The sequence below is a fragment of the Celerinatantimonas sediminis genome (assembly GCF_046054195.1).
Classification (GTDB): Bacteria; Pseudomonadota; Gammaproteobacteria; order Enterobacterales; family Celerinatantimonadaceae; genus Celerinatantimonas.
In genome coordinates this window covers 124,954-143,070 of sequence record NZ_JBEQCS010000009.1, presented here as the reverse complement: position 1 = coordinate 143,070, position 18,117 = coordinate 124,954, and the positions used below count along the sequence as shown (strand labels likewise).

Sequence of the window (18,117 nt, the reverse complement as noted above, 5' to 3'; positions counted from 1 at the left end):
TAGTCCTTAGATATGCTCGTTGTGGTTGCCATCTCATTTGAGATGGCTTTTTTAGTTATAAACTAGGGCGAGCTTTTTGCTGATAATGGAAAAATTCTTTAAGTGAAGGCGGCTGTTTAGTGGCATAAATGGCCCGAGTCATGACTTGAAATAGCTCAGCGGTGGCAATGGCATCATATAACGCATTGTGAGCTTGATACTCCGGTAGATGGTAGCGCTGGCGCAAATTGGTGAGTCGAACATCTTGGTGATGTGGCACACAGCCATTAGCTATACGTGCTTTCTCAATCTGTAACGTATCGAGCCACTGCAATGGCAATTTTTTTAAGTTCCAAATGCTCTCAAGTTGAGCGGCTAAAAATTGTTGTTCTATCCAGCAGCCATGAGCGATTGGCACATGGTCAATTAATGATTGAAAGAGATAATTCAGAACCTGTTTGAGCGGCTCACCTTGGCTTAGCATTTGTGGGGTGATGTGATTGACTACCGCGCTGTCAGGATTAATGTTTAGCGCATCGTTAATATAGTAATGCTCAGCTTTAGCCAGATTGATGCGGCCTTTTTCAATCGGTACAAAACCAACGCTCAAAATAGCATCTTTTCGGGGATTAAAGCCGCTGGTCTCAATATCAATGACCAGATAACTTTGCTGATCAAGGGTTATATCTTCATCTGGTTCTGGAGCACTTAACCAAGCGCCAATCCCTGGCTCACGTTGAAGAGCTTGATTTGCTTTGAGTAATTTGGTTTTTGATGAGCCTTTTAAAGGTTCTAATAACTGCGAAAAATAATGTCCCATTAGTGACGTCCAAAGTGGAATTTCGCGAAGCTTTGTGTGTCGGCAATAATTTTAAAAGCTTCTTTTAAATGTTTGCGTTCAAAGCTACTAAAGTTTTCAGGTGCAATATGATTATCTGGCTGACGCGCCGATTTCAGTGCTTGAAGCTGATGGTCTAAGCGAACCTGCAATAAAAAATGATAAGCACCAATAATATTCTGATAAGCATCATTTTTAATCGCTCCAGCCTTAAAGGCCGCTTCAAAGCGCTCTTCGGTTCCTGTGGCGCGGCACCCAACTGATAATCCGTAAATGCGAGCCAGATCGACAATGAGGTTGAGCGCATATTTTTTGACGTTCAGCTCTTTGGTATTTTCGCCAGTTTTTTCTAAGACGAAGTTTTTAAAGATCCCCAACGGCGGGCTGTTTAAAATAGCAGACTCGGTCAGAGAGCTTAGAAATTGGTGGTTTTTTTGAATCAGTTCATAAAGATAATTTTGTAGTGTTGTAGAAAGTGCCGGGTCACCATAAAGAGTGCGAACTTCTAAAAAAACCGTCGCATGGAGCAATTTTTCATATTCAGGGTTACCGACCCAACGCTGATAATACTCTTTCCAAGTTGATAACGGCTGACACCAAGTTGGATTGGCCGCCATATAGTGGCCAGAGCATAAAGGGTAGCCGCATCGCGCCAGCCCTTCACAGACATATTGGGCGAGATGATGAAGATAGGTTTTGTCAGGCTCATTGAGACTATCTTTGGGAACAATAATGGCGCTGTCTTGATCAGAGAGCAGGTGAACTTCGCTTCTGGCATGTGAGCCTGCCACCACCCAACTAAATTCACACGGCGATTGACCAAGCCGGTCAATTGCCATATCTATCAAGCGTCGAGTGTAGGCGTCCATAATCAGCGTCATGACATGGCCGGTAGCTTTGGCACTGACTTTGCCATCGATCAATGCTTCAAAAACGGCCTGTTTTTCAGTGGATAGCTTCGCCAGTTCATCGACAGTTTCGGCATATTTAATTTTCTCAATCAAGAATAACGCTTGCATCCGGTGGTGTTGCACCAGATGCGATGTTGAGAGAAAACCGCTGACTTGGCCATTACGCGTTACCGGTAGGCTTCGCAGATTGTGCTGCATCATCAGTGCCGCTGCGTGCATGATCAGCTCATCTTCATCGATTGTGACTGGGTTAGGAGTCATCACATCTTGAATGGGTGTGTTGTAATCCATCCGCTCAGCAACGACTCGCCGCGTAATATCGCGGTCGGTAATCACGCCCAAGAGTTGGTCTTTATCTTGTATTACGGCTAGTGGGCTAATGGTTACTTGGCTCATTTGATAAGCCACTTCGGCAATGCTCATTTGTGGTGAGACGACAGTTATTTTATGCCGGGCAAGTTCCGAAACTTTACGGATAAACAGCGCCTTATCATTGGACCAATTGACCTTTAGTGCTGAGTTCAAACGAACAATTGCATGGGCATCAAAATAAGCTTGATACTGGGGATAATCGGCCAGCAAAGTCTGCAGAGAACTTCGCGGAATCAGATACAACAGCGCATCTTCTAAAACCTTCGCGTGATAAAGCTCGCTGTCTTGCTGACGTTCAAAGAAGGTGAATCCGAACTGATCCTCAGCACCTAACCGTGCTCGAAGATCGCCATTCTCCAGGCGCTGTTCAATCACGCCCGTGCGCAAAATATAGAGGTAATGTTCACTGTCATCGCTGCGAAAGTTAAGGCTATCACCATGCTGCAGATATTGGATCTGGATCTGCTGAGCGATAGCCTCTAACAGTTTTTTAGGCAATTTATCGAATGGATCGATACTGGCTAAAAAGTCACAAATATTGGGTAATAAGGTTGTATCCAAAACCTTCTCCTTAGGCGTCATGCAGTTTTAGTCTATGGGAGATCCAACTACAATCCCACCTTAACGTACTCATAATAGTGAACAAAATCACATAAATCGTATGTATGGCAATTGAATTTAATCCTAATGTCACAATCCGCATAAGTATTGTTTGAAACATTGTTGCGTTAATAGTAAAACAAAATAAATAAAAAAGGTACGGCGTTTCTTTAATTTAAAAATATCGGTTTATTTAAATATTTCAATACTGTTAACTTTTCAAAAAATTGGGTCATAGAAATGAATAATAAATGCGGATTCGTGTTGACATCGTGTGCCTCTGCACTGTTGATGATGTCAGCATCTAGTGCCTACGCAGCCTCTCATGTGTGGACGCCAATTACATTTGGGCAATCGACTGATCTGAATTTTGGTTCGACCATTCTGCCTAATAAAATAGGAACGAATGAAGTTACCCATAATGGTAAACAAGTCGTAAAAGCGGGTCCCTTATTGGACCATTTCACCATTGAAAGTCGCGGTGGGAAACTTGCCAACTCCCACGAGGGCGGCACTTTCTATTACACAGTTTTGCCAACCGATGAGAATTTTTCGCTATCGGCTGATGTCACGTTAGAAGAGCTGGGGCCAGAAACAGGAGCAACGCCGAATCGTCAGGAAGGTGCAGGCCTGATCGTTCGCGATATCATTGGCCCCGCTCGAGCCAATCCTCAACCTTTGGGGCATGAAGAGTTCCCATCTGCCTCAAATATGGTAATGAACTTATTGCGTTCTCACTCACGAACAAATGATGGCATGGCAAACGCGAACGGCTCTTATCGCGAAGGGATTAAAGCGCCTTGGGGAAGCCCTCATAATTTGTTGAAACGTCATGACTACGTCAAAGGCTTACCCCATGATGCTAGTCATACCTATCATATGATGCTGGTCCGCAACGATAAAAACTTTGAAGTTAGTATTACGCAAGACGGTAAAACACAGTCGTATCAGATAAAAGCACCAGCGAATTTGGTCAGTGTGCAGGATCCTAAACATCAATATGTTGGTTTTTTTGCAGCGCGTAATGCCAAAGTGAAATTTGCCAATGTGGATTTAAAAACCAGCACTGCTCATACCGTGAATGCGCCGCAATATCAGTCACCACAAACACCAACGCTTGTTGAGGTAGCTTCAGCAAAACTCACCGGATTACATGACTATGCTGTGCAGGCGTTGGCTAATTACGCAGGCGTTTATCAAGTTTATCAAGATGGTAAAGCCCTCGGTGAGCCTGTTGAGCTGCAAGCTGGCGAATTGCTCAGTGTTCCCGCGCAGGTCAAAGATTCAAGCAAGTTTAAACTGACCTTCACCAAACAAGGTGAAAAAGAAGTAAGCAGTACGAAAACTTGGCAAGTGAAATACAGTTCTCAGTTAGCCAACCCTCGTGATGTTTATGTAGCTGTTAATGGTTCACCCAAAAATGATGGTAGCCAAAGCCATCCTGTGGATTTACAGACTGCAGTTTCACTGGTGGCTCCAGGTGGTGAGATTCATTTAGCCAGCGGCAAATATAAAGGCTTATATCTTGACCCATCATTATCCGGCGGCGCTACGCAACCCAAAGTCTTAATTGGTGAAGGTAATGTAAGCTTTACCGATCAGGTGCGAGTTAAAGCCAATAACTGGCAGCTATTTAATTTCGAAGTGGTCGGTGAACGTCTCATCATTAATGGCAGCCATAACTGGATTGACCATGTCACGGTTCACGAAGCCCCTGATACAGGAATACAGGTCACTTCATCACGCGGTATTGGTCGTGCCTTATGGGCCAGTTATAACCTCATTACCAATAGTGAAAGTTATAACAATATGGATAAATCACAGATTAACGCGGATGGCTTTGCCGTTAAAATGCGCGTCGGTGATGGCAATACTTTGGTGAATTGTATTTCTCACCATAATGTCGATGATGGTTTCGACTTATTCAATAAAGTTGAAGATGGTCCTAATGGCGCCGTTAAAATTATTAATTCAATTGCCTTTAATAATGGTCAAACTTTTCATATGAAAAATATGAAAGGTGGACATCGTGGTAATGGTTTTAAACTAGGTGGCGAAGGATTACCTGTTGGACACTCTTTGATTAATAGTTTGTCATTTAATAATCATATGGATGGGATTACTGATAACTTTAACCCTGGTTCATTAACAATTCTTAACGATCTGTCGATTGATAATCAGCGCTTTAATTATATTATCCGCAAAAATCCATATGGAACTATGTTAAGGCCTGCATATTTATCTGAAAATGTATCAATACATTTGAATAAAGGTAAACACAATGATGATGCTGTTCACGGCGATGTTGTAAGCTCAAATGAATTTTATAAAAATGGTCAAAATAAAACACACTATAGCCAGAAACAACTCAAACAACTCTATTCCATTATAAGTAAACCAGTAACAACTGAATCAGAAGCTAGAAAAGAAGTAAAAGCGATTCGAAATTTATTGTATTAGTGGACCCATAGATATATCCAATAATTATTGGATATATCCATTAGATTTTTATTTTAAATAATTGAGTAAAAATTATGAAAAAAGGATATTTAACTGTAGTCGGAGGCCTGCTTTTCGCCTCATGGTATGCTCATGCTACTTCTGACGTATCTGATTTATACGATACGGTAACGGGTAAAACGTATGTGCAATATGAACATGATTATCAATGGACCAGAAGGAGACATTCAGATTCAATTAAAATCGTTCATACCACGCCTAAAAACTTCCATTATGAACTCAAATTCGGCATGTATCCAGATGACAGCGATTATCTGTTTAAAAACGAATATAGCGGCAGTGGCGGGTTAGTGTTGCAATATACCTCCTATCTAAATAAGAAAACTTATTTAACACCATCGTTTGAAACAGACTTTATGGACGTTGGTATGCAGTATATTGCTGGGGCAACCTTATACCGCAAACTCAATAATAATTGGGGTGCTTATATCCGTTACCGTTATCAGTATCGCCGTTATGGTCGGGCCGACCGCATGGGTACAAAAACTGTAGGTGGTTCAGAGATTACCTATCGTAAAAAAGCAGATACTGGGACACATCGTTTTGAATATGGGATTGACTATCGCTTAAATGAAAATTGGCGATTCCAGTATATTGGCCTGTATGACTATATTTATAGTGTGCATGGTGCTCAGAGCTGTTCAAGCTCAGGTTGTACTGATGTGAAATCCTATATGTATAACAACAAACATGGCTATTATTATAGTGAAGTGAAAGTACAGTACTATGGATGGTATAAAACACATCATTTTATTCCGTATTTCGAAGTCGATCAGAAATCAGGTTCATCATCTGCACCTAAACAAGATGCAGTGTTAGAACTCGGTGCCAATATATACTTCTAATATGAAATAGGTGATATCATGAAAAAACATTATTTAGCTTTAGCCACAGGTATATTGGCAAGCGTTATTGCACTTCCTTCACTGGCTAATACAGCTGCGATCTCATATCAACATATGTATCGCACGCATTTAAGAATGCACGAAGATCGTTTAGCTATGCATTATCAATTCGATAAAGGGTTATATTTGGGAATTGGGCTAAACTTATTTAATAAAAAGAATGACACCTTTGACGATATTAACAACGTTAGTAACTATTTTGATATTCGCTATCGCTATCGGTATAACGATAAATGGACATTTACACCATCCATTCGTTTAAAATTTTATACGGATACAGATAATGATTATGACTTTGATAGTGATGAAATTAGCGATAACGGTGATCGAGGTGCTCGTTATATTCCGGGACTAGAAGTTAAATATCATTTTGATAAAGCATTTTATGCTTATGGGCAGTATCAATATGAAATTCGTAAATATGCGAACAGTAAGTCAGATCATCCAAAAACTCCATCTGACCATCGCCAGGTTTATCGATTAGGCGCCAAATACAGCTTTGAAAGTGGATTAGGTATTGCGTATGAATATACCTATTACAACGCAACTTATACGTTAGCTGATAATAAATCGACAGATTATGCTCAGCAATTAACGGTATCGTATCGGTTTAATCATGAATGGCAGCCTTATGTAGGTGTTGAAGATTTAGCCGCATCAACGACTAGTGATACGCGTGAAGCTCGATTGACAGCTGGTTTTAATTACTATTTTTAAGAAATCAGAGGATAGTTAAATGAATATTCGCTATGCATTATTGCCGTTAGCAGGATTATTGTGCTTTTCGGCTTATGCAGCTCAATATGATGCGGTTGTTGTGCCTCAACAAGATGGCCAGAGCCAGCATTATACTAAAATTGCACAGGCTGTTGCTGCAGCTAAAACTAGTGGTAAAGAGCACTATAAAATCTATATCAAAGATGGCGTTTATAATGAGAAGTTTGAAATTAACGCCCCCGGTGTTGAACTGATTGGTCAAGACCGGGATAAAACGGTCATCGAATATAATGCGGCTTCTGGGATGAGCCGCCCTGATGGCAAACATTGGGGAACTACCGGAAGCTTTGTGGTCCGAGTCAATGCCAATGATGTGGTGCTCAAAAATCTGACTGTTAAAAACAGCTTTGATTATCCAACCAACGATGAGAAGCCAAAATCAGACCCAACGAAGATCCGATCTTCACAGGCTGTTGCATTTGAGATCAATCAAAAAGCGCAGCATGTAAAAGTTGAAAATGTAGTGATGGATGGTTATCAAGACACCTTGTTTGTCAAAGCCGGCAGTACTTCGTATTTCAAAGACTGTGTGGTTGCAGGCAATGTCGATTTCATTTTTGGCGGTGGTACAGCGGTATTTGATCACTGTAAAGTCATTGCTCGAAAACGGACTATCCCAACGAGCCCAATGGGCTATATCACTGCACCAAGCACGGATATTAGTCAGCCATACGGATTGGTCTTTTTCCATAGTGAAATCGTCAAAGAGCAAGGTGTGCCTAAAGACAGCTTTGGTTTAGGACGTCCTTGGCATCCAACTCGGACTTTTAAAGATGGTCGTTATGCCGATCCAAATGCGATTGGAGCTACTTTGTATATCGATAGCTATTTGGGTGACCATCTGTTTGGTTGGGACAAAATGTCAGGCTGGACAAAAGATCACGAGCGGCAGTGGTTCTATCCAGATAAAGATGCACGCTTTTTGGGCTACCACAACTATGGCCCAGGGGCTTCCAGTATTAAAGGCGCTCATAAACTCAGTGATAGTCAGGCTAAAGGCATAACTATCGAGAAGATATTGGGTGGAGATTGGTTTAAAGCATAGTGGGGACAATGATGGTCAGATGGAGTCGTAAATCTATCGTGAGTACGCTGGTTGGTGTTGCATTTACAGGTATGGTCGGTGCCTGTAATGCGGCTCCGCTAGTTTCAAAAATTGCATTGCAAAGCGCACCAGCGGCAAGTTGGGCCGGAGTTGCAGGAGGCACCACCGGCGGTGCTAAAGCCAGCGCAGAGCATATTTATACAGTAACGAATCGCAGCGAATTGCTTGAGGCAATTCGCCAAAGCGGTGATGCCCCGAAGATTATTCAAATTAAGGGCGTCATTGACTTAAGTGATGGTAAACCGTTTACCAGTTTTAGCGATCAAAAATCTCGTTCGCAAATTAAATTGCCGAGCAATACAACGGTGTTTGGTGTGACAGCCGATGCTGGCTTTATCAATGGCTCGTTAGTGATTAAGAAAGTTCAAAACGTTATCGTGCGTAACATTCACATTGAAACGCCTAAAGATGTGGCGCCTCATTTTGAAAAAGGGGATGGCTGGAATGCTGAGTGGGATGGCATGAACGTTATCACCTCTGAACATGTATGGGTGGATCATGTCACTATCACCGACGGCCATTTTACCGATGAAATGTATACCGAAAAAGATGGTTGGCGATATGTTCAACACGATGGCGCATTAGATATCAAAAGAGCCAGTGATTATGTGACTGTCTCTTATTCACTCTTTGATGAACATGATAAAACCATGCTAATTGGTCACAGCGATCATAATGGGAAACAAGATCGCGGCAAATTACGGGTAACGCTTATGGACAATATTTTTAAAAGTATTGTGCAGCGCACTCCTCGGGTTCGGTTTGGCAAAATTCATGTTTATAACAACCTATTCATTGGCGATCGTAGTGAAGGTGCAAGTTACCGTTATCTGTATTCATTTGGGCTGGGTAAAGAGGGCAGTGTTATTTCAGAAAATAACCTGTTTGAAATAAAGAATTTGAATAGTCCATGTCAGGTCGTAGCTGTTTTTAACAAAGATGACTCGGGTACGCTGACCGATCATGGCTCAGTTATTAATGACAAGCCATTTGATTTTAAAGCGTGTGATAAAGGCAGTGATGCCACCTGGCAGATCCCTTATCAGTATCAGCTGAAATCAACTGCAACCTTAGACTCCTTAAAATCTCAGGCGGGCAGTGGTCATCTTTTGATGAACTAAGCTTGCTTTTATGAAGGGATCTGTAATGAAAAATAAAATTTTAATATCCTCTTTGGCGTTGTGTGTGTTTACAGCACTGAGCGGATGCGCAGACAGCTCAAAAGCTGAGTCATCTGCATCGCCTGTGCCGCCTGTTGTGCATAATCCGAACGCAGCCATTGTTGAGGGAATTGTATCTGCGGATGCGATGTTATTTCCCGCCGATGTTCAAATTAAAGGGAAAAATGGCAAGCAGGTTACAACAACCACTGATGTGTATGGCCATTTTAGTGCAGATGTGTCAGGCCTGTCGGCGCCGTTGGTCCTTGCGGCCAAAGAGAAAGGTGCCCAGTGTAGCGATGAAAGCCAACAAATGGGTATCTGTCTGGCATCGGTTACATTAAGTGCGCCAAAGGCAGGAAACTCACAAACCGTTAATTTAAATCCGCTAACTGATTACATTACATCGCAGATTGCGGCTCACTCGGGGTTTGCCGGTCCTGAGCAGTTATCACAAGCGGTTGATACGCAAAAAGTAACTCAAAATCGGTATCAGCTTGCCTTGCAAAACTTTGATACAGCTTTTGGCAAAGCGGTTGGGCAATTGGGATTACCGAAAGATTTTAACCCCATTGATTATGCTTCTGGTTGGCAGGGAAAAGTTGACCGTCTCAATGCATTGATTTGGGAAAATCGTGGTTATCAGAGCTCTAAAGGTTTGCCATCGCAGGTGATGATGCTCAATAAAGCGTTTGAACCTATTGGGGATAAAGATTTAAGCGGCAATACCATTGCAGTCGATGCGGTTAAAATTGAACAAAAATTGACTCAGATTCAAAATGCGAAGACTCGAGTCTTTATCGTCGGCGATTCAACCGCGTCTATCTATACCCATCAGCAGTTTCCTCGTATGGGGTGGGGGCAGGTATTCCAGCAACATTTTGACCCAAAAAATGTGCAGGTGGTGGATGGTGCTCAGTCGGGACGAAGTTCAAGGCTTTATCGCAATCAGGGATGGTTCCGTTATCTTGCCAGCATGATGCGCCCTGGCGATTATCTGTTTATCGAAATGGGGCATAACGATGAGAAATGCGATGCAGCCAAAGCTGGCCGTGGTGCAGTCGATGTGGCTAATTTGTGTACCTATCCCAATACTGCCGAGGGTAAAGAGCAATATCCTAAAGGTCACCCTGAGATGTCTTTTGCAAACTCGTTGGAATTTTATGTCAACTACGCACGAGCTCATCAGATGACTCCAGTGTTGTTAACGCCAACTACGCGTTTTAAAAATGCGCATGGACGTAAAGAAACGCCGGTTGTGCATAGCCATTACACCAAAAGCTCAAGTAAACATGACTATGCGTTTGTCGGGGATTATTCACAAACCATTAAAGATACAGCGCAAAAAAATAGCGTACCGCTGTTAGATGTGGAAGCGGGCACCATTGCTCAAGCCAATAAAATTGGAAACGCCAATTGGAAAAAATATTGGTTAGCGGTCGATCCACAAAAATATCCGTATTACAGCAACCGCACCGGGCGTGTTGATAAACCAGATACGACTCATTTTCAGCAGCGCGGTGCGCAAATGGTGGCATCAGTGGTTGCCGGAGCAATTAAACAAAATAGCCATTTAAGTGAGTTGGCCCAATACCTTAACTAAGAGCTAAATCGGGCATCTGCAGACAGTGGTGCCCTCATGCGGATAACGATTAAAAAGGATTCAAAGATGAAAAAGAATATCTTGTTAGTATCACTTTTAGCGAGTTTGGCATTTTCTGTTTCGGCTGCAAGTATTAGCAATATTACCGCTTCTGGCGCGAATCCAGAAAAAGGCCATCTGATTGAACATATTGCAGATGGTAAACCGGGCACACGCTGGGCAATTCCAAATAAAGGTTGGGTGGAGTTTGAACTGGCAAGTAATACTGAACTTAAAAACTTCTTGATTATTCCCTTTAAAGGCGACCAGCGCCGTTTAAAATTTGATGTTGAATATTCGCTAGATAATCAGACTTGGAAACCGCTGACAAGTGCTGCGAAACAAACCAATCTCAAAGCCAAAAATGGCGAAATTTTTACATTTTCACCCGTTAAAGCAAAATACGTGAAATTTAATGTTTATGGCACAGATGTAAATCACTGGAGCGCCATTAACGAAATTCAATTTAATAGCGCTAAAAAAGTTGAACATGTCGCGCTGTAAAACGCGGCAGTAGTTTTAACGCAAAGCCCCGCTGCTGCGGGGCTTTTGTTTTGAAACGAGATAACTACTGAGTACGGTTTAACAAGTAGCTCCAAGTCTCTGTCACTGGGTGACCATCTTTGGTTAAGGTGGCTCGCATTTCAACTGGTTTACTTGGGTCTTTGACTTTAATTCGAAGATCTAAGCGCTGGCCTTTGCTAACAGGGTTATATTGCAGATGATGACTGATTAACTCTGCATTATCGCTCACACTGATCTGAGTATTTAAGGCCGCTCGATTTGCGGCTAATTTGGCCAAATCACCGCCTGCAAAATCAACTAAAAATGCCAGTGAACCATCCGGTTTGCGGATCAGATTATTCTGATAAATATTACCCGGGGTACGCATGGTATTTTGAACATATCCTAGTTTTTGACTACGCAGACGCTGTTCATGGGTACTAAAGTCGATGTGATAATCATACTTGAGTAACTGCCCTGGTTTTGGCATTTTGGCCGGTTCCCAAAAGGCAACCATGTTGTCGTTGGTCTCATTTGGCGATGAGATCTCAACGAGTGCCACATGACCTTTGCCCCAATCGTTATCAGGTACAATCCAGCCACTTGGCCGACGGTCGTAACGGTCTTTTAAATCTTCATACATATTAAAATCACGACCGCGTTGCAATAGTCCAAAACCTTTGGGATTGGTCATAGCAAATGAGCTATATGAGACGTGTTGTGGGTCGTTCAGCGGATTTTCCAGTGGTCGCCAAATCCATTCGCCTTTGCCGGTGTGCATCGCTAAACCGTTTGAGTCATGCAGTTGCGGGCGAAAGCTCTGAGTGTGCCATGGCTGGTTTGGACCATATAAGAACATACTGGTTAGCGGCGCAATTCCGAGCCGTTTTACGCTGTGGCGCAGGTAAATACGGCTTTTGATGTAAACTCTAGCATCGCCTTTATTTTGATAGTTCGGATAGATTTTAAACTGGTAAGCACCAGTTGCACTTTTAGAGTTTAATAGTGCATACAATGTTAGGTGGTCATCTCCGGCTTTGGGTTTCTCAATCCAGTAACTTTTAAAACGAGGAAACTCTTCAGGCTGAGCAAGCCCGGTGTTAATGGCTAGCCCTCGAGCCGATAGACCATAGGTCTGATCGGGGCCAATGACTCGAAAATAGCTTGCACCTAAAAAGCTGGCAATTTCATCATCCCACTGGCGATTCGGGTAGAGATGATAGAGCACTTTAAATCCAGCAAATCCTAAGTTTTTGACCGCTTTGGCATCGTGGCGTACCGAGCCAAAGGTAAAATCATCGGCCTTATAAGGAATTTTTGTTACATCTTGATTATCAATCTGATAGATATCTACCGGTGTGTCAAACTGCATCCCCTGATGATAATAAGCTAATTTAAATGGTAGGTTTTGTGCTTTCCAGCGCTCATGGCCTGGTTTAAATTGAATTTGCTGATAATCGGCAAATTGCAATTTTTTAAATGTGGGGGAGAGATTGCTTTGCGGGCTCTGGTAAGGTTCATTCGCTAATTTTTGAGCCTGAGCTGTCACATCTGATAAATCAAAAGCAAAACTGTATTGAGTAAATCCTGCCAATAAGACCAGCGACATCCATCCACTGGCGCGTTTAAGGGAAAATTCTTGGCTCATAAACGATTATTGACCTCTTTGTGTAGTGACCGAAGATGTAGTTTGATCATAGTTGAGCTTAGAACAACTATTTTATAAAACACCCATTGTTTCGGGTTTTACAGAGTCTAACGAATTTTCACTCAGATGTGAGTACCTATAAAAGGATATAAAAGGTCAGAGTTTTAGGTAGATGTTAGTAGGTGTTTACTGATAAACAGGCGAAGGGCGAGCTTCGCCTGTTGGGATGTGCTTTTCTAAAGGTTTAATCACCGTAAGTTTTTATGTTGCGATAAAAGTAAACGGTCACTAACCCTAGGAGCATTATAAGCCATGAATAGAAGGCCATACCCCAATGATCAAAGTGCAAGAGTGCCAATAATGCCATCGGAATCACCGCCGAGCAGACCGAATAAGCAATGTTGTAGATAAGCGAAATACCTGTCACTTTTACCGCTGGTGGGAATAATTTCACTATAATCGCCGGAACGGCACTGATCACTCCACTGCACAAACCGGCAATAATGTAGCAAGTCACTAGCACATTCATGGAACTGTTCAGTGACCACGTTAATAGTGTTGTTCCAAATGCCAGCAGTACACTATAGAGTGCAATGGCTCGCCAAGGCCCAATCCAGTCGGCCACTTTGCCTGCTATTACGCATCCTAAATTCAAACATAAAATGGCGATACAGCTGACTTCAAACGTTGTCCCTGGACTTAAGCCATACTCATTTTGTAAGGTGATAGGGGTGACCACAATTGCCATAATCACTGCCGAGGCTAGTACGGCCGTTAAGATGGCACTGGGGATAGCCGCTTGGCGATGGTGTTTTAGAATTTCACCAAGAGGCAGACGTTTGGCGAGTTTTTTGTTTTGTTTAAGCTCTAAAAAGACCGGTGTTTCACTTAACCAGCGACGCAACCACACAGAAATAAAGCCAAAGAACCCGCCAACAATAAATGGAATTCGCCACGCCCATTGTTGGATCTCTTGATCAGAATAGCGAGTCGTAATGAGTGTCGTGGTTAATGCGGCGAACATATAGCCCAAGGTTAGTCCGGCTTGTAGCAGTCCGAGCGAATAGCCTCGGTGTTCTTTAGGTGCATGTTCGGCGACAAATACCCAAGCATTGGGAACTTCACCGCCTAGCGCTGCACCTTGAATTAGTCGGGCTAGCAGCAGTAATACTGGTGACCAAATACCAATCTGGGCATAGCTTGGCAGTAACCCAATCATTAGACATGGCAGGGCGACAAACAAGACGGTCAGGTTAAACATATGTTTGCGACCGATTTTATCGGAAAAATGAGCAATCAAAATGCCACCGAGAGGTCTGGCAAGATACCCGACCGAAAAAATAGCCATGGTTTCTAGTTGTCTTAGCCACTGCGGAATGCCCGGTGGAAAGAAAACATTGGCAATGGTAACCGATAAAAATAAGAAAATGACAAAGTCATAGATTTCCAGTGCGCCTCCCAAAATGGAAAGGACAATGGTTTTATAATCGCGCAGCGACAGACTGGCGGTCTGATTTTGTGCAAACATAGTTTCTAATCACTTCATAACTTAAAAATTAAGCAGTGCCTTTTATGGCAGGCTTTGGGGATTGTCTTTCAAGCAGGGCAACCCAAAAAGTGCAATCGCATGAGAGCGAAAGCATCGCCGCGATGATACATGATTTCGTCAGTTCAATGCAGTGGTTCTTTGCGCTTACCTGTTTAAATTTACTTCCAATTGGGGAAGATCAAATTTATTTGAGTTTGTTAACTAAATAACTGTCGGTGTCTTGGCCTTAGTGCTTTGGGTAAAGCTAAAAGAACCCGACAGCAGATATGCGAAGGTTTCTCCCAATCTAATCTATATTGTCCTGTCGTTATTTTGACATATCGTTGAGCTCTTTTAGCTGCTGCTCAATGGCCGGGATCTTGTGAACTATTTCATCTTGCGGTAGCGGCTTAGAAAAGAGATAACCTTGTCCCCAGTTTGCTCCTAGTTTGCGCAGATACTGGTATTCTTGTTGGGTTTCTATGCCTTCCACAATCACCTGCATGTCAATACGCTGAGCGAGTAATAAGATCATTTCAACAATCGCCGATTGGCGTTCATTGTCGGTGACACCGCTGACGATGCTGCGATCTAGTTTGATAATATCGAGCGGTAACTGGCGCAAATAAGCCAGTGATGAGTAGCCCGTACCAAAGTCATCCAATGCAACTTTGATCCCATGGGATTGAAAGCTTTCGATAATTCCCACCGCCGCATCGATATTTTCCATCACATCTGATTCGGTAAGCTCTACTTTGATTCGTTGCGGATCAATTTTGGCGTTTTTCAGCTGCATCGCTAGTTGTCGAGGTAAAGAGCGCTGATGGAACTGTTTGGCGGAGATATTGATACTCAGACGAAATGGATGTTGATGCATCTGATGCAACTCTGGTGACTGGGCAATCTTAACTGCTTTTTCGATCAAGACTTCGGTGAGCGGGACAATTAGTCCAGTCTGTTCTGCAACCGGAATATATTGTCCTGGTGGAATTAACCCCAATTGCGGATGCTCAATACGAGTTAAGACTTCATAGCCTCTGACAGTACAACTTGTAAAATCAACCAGTGGTTGCAGATAAGGGACTAACCAATCATGGGCGATGGCTTGGCGGATCCATTGTTCAGTTTCTAGCTGTAGTCGTTTATTTTCTCGATAACGTTGCTGATAAAGTGCACTTGCTTGATGTTTGCCTTGAAGCTCAAGGAATATTGAACGGGCAGCCCCCAGCACTTGTTCGGCACTGGCCAGTTGGTGCGCCTTTACATCAATCGCACCAACTTGCGGCGTTATCCATAAGCGTTGATTATCTAAGTAGAGTGAGCGGTTAAGCAGTTGGGCAAGCTTCTCGGCGATGGTTGCCAAATGGCTGCTATCAAGCCCGCGCATGAGCAATACATATTGGCTTTTGTCGATGCTGCACAATAAGTCATGTGGCCGGCGAGCTTTGCAGATACGATTAATAATTCGCTGCATTAGTTTTGCTCGGCTTTGCGTACTTAACATGGTGCTTAAGTCATGCATATTGGCAATGTTAATGACAATACAACTGAGCTGATCATTTTTATGCACTTCATCGTCGAATACATCTGAGAAGTAATTGAGATTCATCAGCCCACAATCAGCATCAAGATAGTGCACATCAGTTAAGTCGTTGAGAGTCCCAGCCATGCTTGTTGGGCATTTGCTAAGTGCTGAACGATTACCAATACCTCGACATTGGACAAAGCGATATCCACCGAGCGGGTCATACATTCGAAACTCAATATCTAGATAAGCTTTTTCTGCCCTTAGATAACGGATGAACTCAGATTTTAGCCGCTGCCGGTCTTGCTTATGGATCCGTTTGAGCCACATTGACAACTGCTGTTGATTTTGTGTCTCAACCTGCAGTGAGTTCGGAAGTTTTAGCTCACCGGATAACGAAACCTGTTTGGATTTAAGATCTAATTCCCAGATGGTGACAGCAGCTCCCTGCAAAATGAGATCTAAACGCTGCGAGCGAAGCTGCTGCTGTTTACGAAGAAAGTTTTTTTGCTTGGATAAACGACTTACCGCCTGCATCGCCGTTTGGCTGATCTGTGAACTTAAGGCAATAAGCTCCTTGTCAGCGTTGCCGGGGCTGGTGTGTGCTAATTTATTGAGTTGTTCGTTCAGTTTGAACAACTGCTGGCGATAGTATTCGTCTTCCATATCGGTCGTAGAGCACTCAAGGCTGGTTGTAAATTTTTAGCTTAAGCGCTCGTTGACATTCTCCTACATCCGTACAACTGAAAGATAGCTTATTATCTTGGCCAATGTGAAAGCCTTCGATATGTTACTGGTTATCGATTTTATGCTGATTGTTGAACAAATAAGTATCAAAAATATCAGAATTATGAGCATTGAGAAATAGCTAAAAAGCATGTTCGTGTATCGGCTAAAATAGGATATTAGTCTATGGTTGTTTGTGTATACTGCTGCAACTATAGGTGTTTTTTATTTTTTTGGATCGATTATGCAAGAATATCGAGTTTTAGTTTCCCTCTCTCATGATCCGTGGTTTAACTTGGCGGTTGAAGAATGCATCTTCAGAGCGATGCATCATCAGAAAATTTTATTCCTTTGGCAAAATGACAATACCGTCGTGATTGGTCAAGCACAAAACCCATGGAAAGAATGCAATACCCGCAAAATGGATGAAGATGGTGTGAAGCTTGCTCGACGAAGCAGTGGCGGTGGTGCGGTATTCCACGATTTGGGCAATAGTTGCTTTACCTTTATGGCTGCCAAACCCGGTTATGATAAACAGGTTTCCACCCAAATTATCCTCAACGCACTAAGCTCACTCGGCCTAAAAGCCAGTGCATCTGGGCGAAACGACTTACAAGTTGAATTAGCAGGCGGTGAGGTCCGAAAAATCTCTGGGTCTGCTTATCGCGAAACCAAAGACCGTGGCTTTCACCATGGCACGTTACTGCTCAATGCGCAGCTCTCACGGCTTGGTGATTACCTTAATCCTGATCCTAAAAAATTAAAAAGCAAAGGAATTAAGTCCGTTCGTTCGCGGGTGATGAATTTATGTGAAATCAATCCACAGCTGGATCATGAGCAGGTTTCATTAGCCATTCGCCGCTCTTTTGAGCAGTATTATCAGTGCGGGCCAATTGAGCCTGAGGTTATCGATAAGGACTGTTTTCCTGACTTGCCCGGATTTGCTGAGCGTTTTGCACTGCAAAGTAGTTGGGATTGGAATTATGGTAAAGCTCCTGCGTTCAGCCATTATTTAAATGAACGCTTCGACTGGGGCAGTATTGAGCTGCATTTTGATGTGGAAAAAGGACATTTAGCGCGCGTAAAAATTTTTACCGATAGCTTAAATCCTCAGCCGTTGCTGGCTTTGCAAGCGTGTTTAGTTGGGCAGCTATATCAAGGCGATGCCTTGTGCCAACGCATTTTAAGTGCTGATGAGCCAGAGCTTGATGACTCGCAATGTAAAGATGTTGCCCACTGGTTAGTGAGCCAGCTCGCATAAAAAGCTTCGCAAATCACATTAACAGTGGCATGATCGGCGCGTTGTAGGTGGGTGATTTCGACTATCATCAATTTTTAATTTGTTAGGCGTTTTAAAACTAAGAACACTCAAGCTGG

13 protein-coding genes are annotated in these 18,117 nt (G+C 42.9%); 8 read left to right on the top strand and 5 right to left on the bottom strand.

The genetic code is table 11. From position 1 onward, the window contains the following. Positions 1-55 precede the first annotated feature (55 nt). On the bottom strand, positions 56-799 hold the full coding sequence (locus ABTQ23_RS12265; RefSeq protein WP_408616022.1) for a 3'-5' exonuclease: 744 nt from the start codon (positions 797-799) through the stop codon (positions 56-58). After that, positions 799-2,661 (bottom strand): putative nucleotidyltransferase substrate binding domain-containing protein, encoded by a 1,863-nt coding sequence (locus ABTQ23_RS12260; protein ID WP_408616021.1) that lies wholly within the window; start codon positions 2,659-2,661, stop codon positions 799-801. The genes ABTQ23_RS12265 and ABTQ23_RS12260 overlap by 1 nt, the downstream gene beginning before the upstream one ends. Before the next feature lie 300 nt (positions 2,662-2,961). Here ABTQ23_RS12260 and ABTQ23_RS12255 point away from each other — a divergent pair, with 300 nt between their 5' ends. The 7 genes from ABTQ23_RS12255 to ABTQ23_RS12225 all read left to right on the top strand — a co-directional run bounded on the left by ABTQ23_RS12255 (position 2,962) and on the right by ABTQ23_RS12225 (position 11,313). Then, the gene (locus ABTQ23_RS12255; RefSeq protein WP_408616020.1) at positions 2,962-5,160 is read left to right on the top strand and encodes a right-handed parallel beta-helix repeat-containing protein; all 2,199 of its coding nucleotides are present in this window, start codon (positions 2,962-2,964) and stop codon (positions 5,158-5,160) included. A gap of 74 nt (positions 5,161-5,234) precedes the next feature. Continuing rightward, positions 5,235-6,065 carry a hypothetical protein gene (locus tag ABTQ23_RS12250; protein WP_408616019.1) on the top strand — a complete coding sequence of 277 codons (831 nt, stop codon included), beginning with the start codon at positions 5,235-5,237 and terminating at the stop codon, positions 6,063-6,065. Between the two features lie 18 nt (positions 6,066-6,083). After that, on the top strand, positions 6,084-6,842 hold the full coding sequence (locus ABTQ23_RS12245; RefSeq protein ID WP_408616018.1) for an oligogalacturonate-specific porin KdgM family protein: 759 nt from the start codon (positions 6,084-6,086) through the stop codon (positions 6,840-6,842). Positions 6,843-6,861: 19 nt separating this feature from the next. Then, positions 6,862-7,947 carry a pectinesterase family protein gene (locus ABTQ23_RS12240; RefSeq protein WP_408616017.1) on the top strand — a complete coding sequence of 362 codons (1,086 nt, stop codon included), beginning with the start codon at positions 6,862-6,864 and terminating at the stop codon, positions 7,945-7,947. An 8-nt stretch (positions 7,948-7,955) separates the two neighbouring features. Then, complete coding sequence (locus tag ABTQ23_RS12235; RefSeq protein WP_408616016.1) at positions 7,956-9,128, top strand: pectate lyase family protein; 1,173 nt, start codon at positions 7,956-7,958, stop codon at positions 9,126-9,128. A 25-nt stretch (positions 9,129-9,153) separates the two neighbouring features. After that, a complete protein-coding gene (locus ABTQ23_RS12230; protein ID WP_408616015.1) occupies positions 9,154-10,770 on the top strand; it encodes a GDSL-type esterase/lipase family protein in 1,617 nt (538 codons plus the stop codon). Between the two features lie 66 nt (positions 10,771-10,836). Then, a complete protein-coding gene (locus ABTQ23_RS12225) occupies positions 10,837-11,313 on the top strand; it encodes a discoidin domain-containing protein (RefSeq protein WP_408616014.1) in 477 nt (158 codons plus the stop codon). 64 nt (positions 11,314-11,377) lie between these two features. On the opposite strand, the gene ABTQ23_RS12220 is transcribed toward ABTQ23_RS12225, so the two are convergent. From ABTQ23_RS12220 to ABTQ23_RS12210, 3 genes are all read right to left on the bottom strand, one after another. Then, positions 11,378-12,961, bottom strand: a complete 1,584-nt coding sequence (locus tag ABTQ23_RS12220; protein WP_408616013.1) for a glucan biosynthesis protein G — start codon at positions 12,959-12,961, stop codon at positions 11,378-11,380. Positions 12,962-13,205: 244 nt separating this feature from the next. Continuing rightward, positions 13,206-14,489 (bottom strand): MFS transporter, encoded by a 1,284-nt coding sequence (locus tag ABTQ23_RS12215; RefSeq protein WP_408616012.1) that lies wholly within the window; start codon positions 14,487-14,489, stop codon positions 13,206-13,208. A gap of 328 nt (positions 14,490-14,817) precedes the next feature. Beyond that, a complete protein-coding gene (locus tag ABTQ23_RS12210) occupies positions 14,818-16,680 on the bottom strand; it encodes a bifunctional diguanylate cyclase/phosphodiesterase (protein ID WP_408616011.1) in 1,863 nt (620 codons plus the stop codon). 304 nt (positions 16,681-16,984) lie between these two features. On the opposite strand from ABTQ23_RS12210, the gene lplA reads away from it, so the two are divergent. Continuing rightward, positions 16,985-18,001, top strand: a complete 1,017-nt coding sequence (lplA, locus tag ABTQ23_RS12205; protein ID WP_408616010.1) for a lipoate--protein ligase — start codon at positions 16,985-16,987, stop codon at positions 17,999-18,001. The last annotated feature ends 116 nt before the right edge of the window (positions 18,002-18,117 follow it).

Bases quoted from the DNA above. Each gene is read 5' to 3' on its own strand.
- ABTQ23_RS12265 (WP_408616022.1), bottom strand. From the start codon at position 799: ATGGGACATTATTTTTCGCAGTTATTAGAACCTTTAAAAGGCTCATCA.
- ABTQ23_RS12215 (WP_408616012.1), bottom strand. From the start codon at position 14,489: ATGTTTGCACAAAATCAGACCGCCAGTCTGTCGCTGCGCGATTATAAA.
- lplA (WP_408616010.1), top strand. From the start codon at position 16,985: ATGCAAGAATATCGAGTTTTAGTTTCCCTCTCTCATGATCCGTGGTTT.
- ABTQ23_RS12235 (WP_408616016.1), top strand. From the start codon at position 7,956: ATGATGGTCAGATGGAGTCGTAAATCTATCGTGAGTACGCTGGTTGGT.
- ABTQ23_RS12225 (WP_408616014.1), top strand. From the start codon at position 10,837: ATGAAAAAGAATATCTTGTTAGTATCACTTTTAGCGAGTTTGGCATTT.
- ABTQ23_RS12220 (WP_408616013.1), bottom strand. From the start codon at position 12,961: ATGAGCCAAGAATTTTCCCTTAAACGCGCCAGTGGATGGATGTCGCTG.
- ABTQ23_RS12230 (WP_408616015.1), top strand. From the start codon at position 9,154: ATGAAAAATAAAATTTTAATATCCTCTTTGGCGTTGTGTGTGTTTACA.
- ABTQ23_RS12245 (WP_408616018.1), top strand. From the start codon at position 6,084: ATGAAAAAACATTATTTAGCTTTAGCCACAGGTATATTGGCAAGCGTT.
- ABTQ23_RS12210 (WP_408616011.1), bottom strand. From the start codon at position 16,680: ATGGAAGACGAATACTATCGCCAGCAGTTGTTCAAACTGAACGAACAA.
- ABTQ23_RS12250 (WP_408616019.1), top strand. From the start codon at position 5,235: ATGAAAAAAGGATATTTAACTGTAGTCGGAGGCCTGCTTTTCGCCTCA.
- ABTQ23_RS12240 (WP_408616017.1), top strand. From the start codon at position 6,862: ATGAATATTCGCTATGCATTATTGCCGTTAGCAGGATTATTGTGCTTT.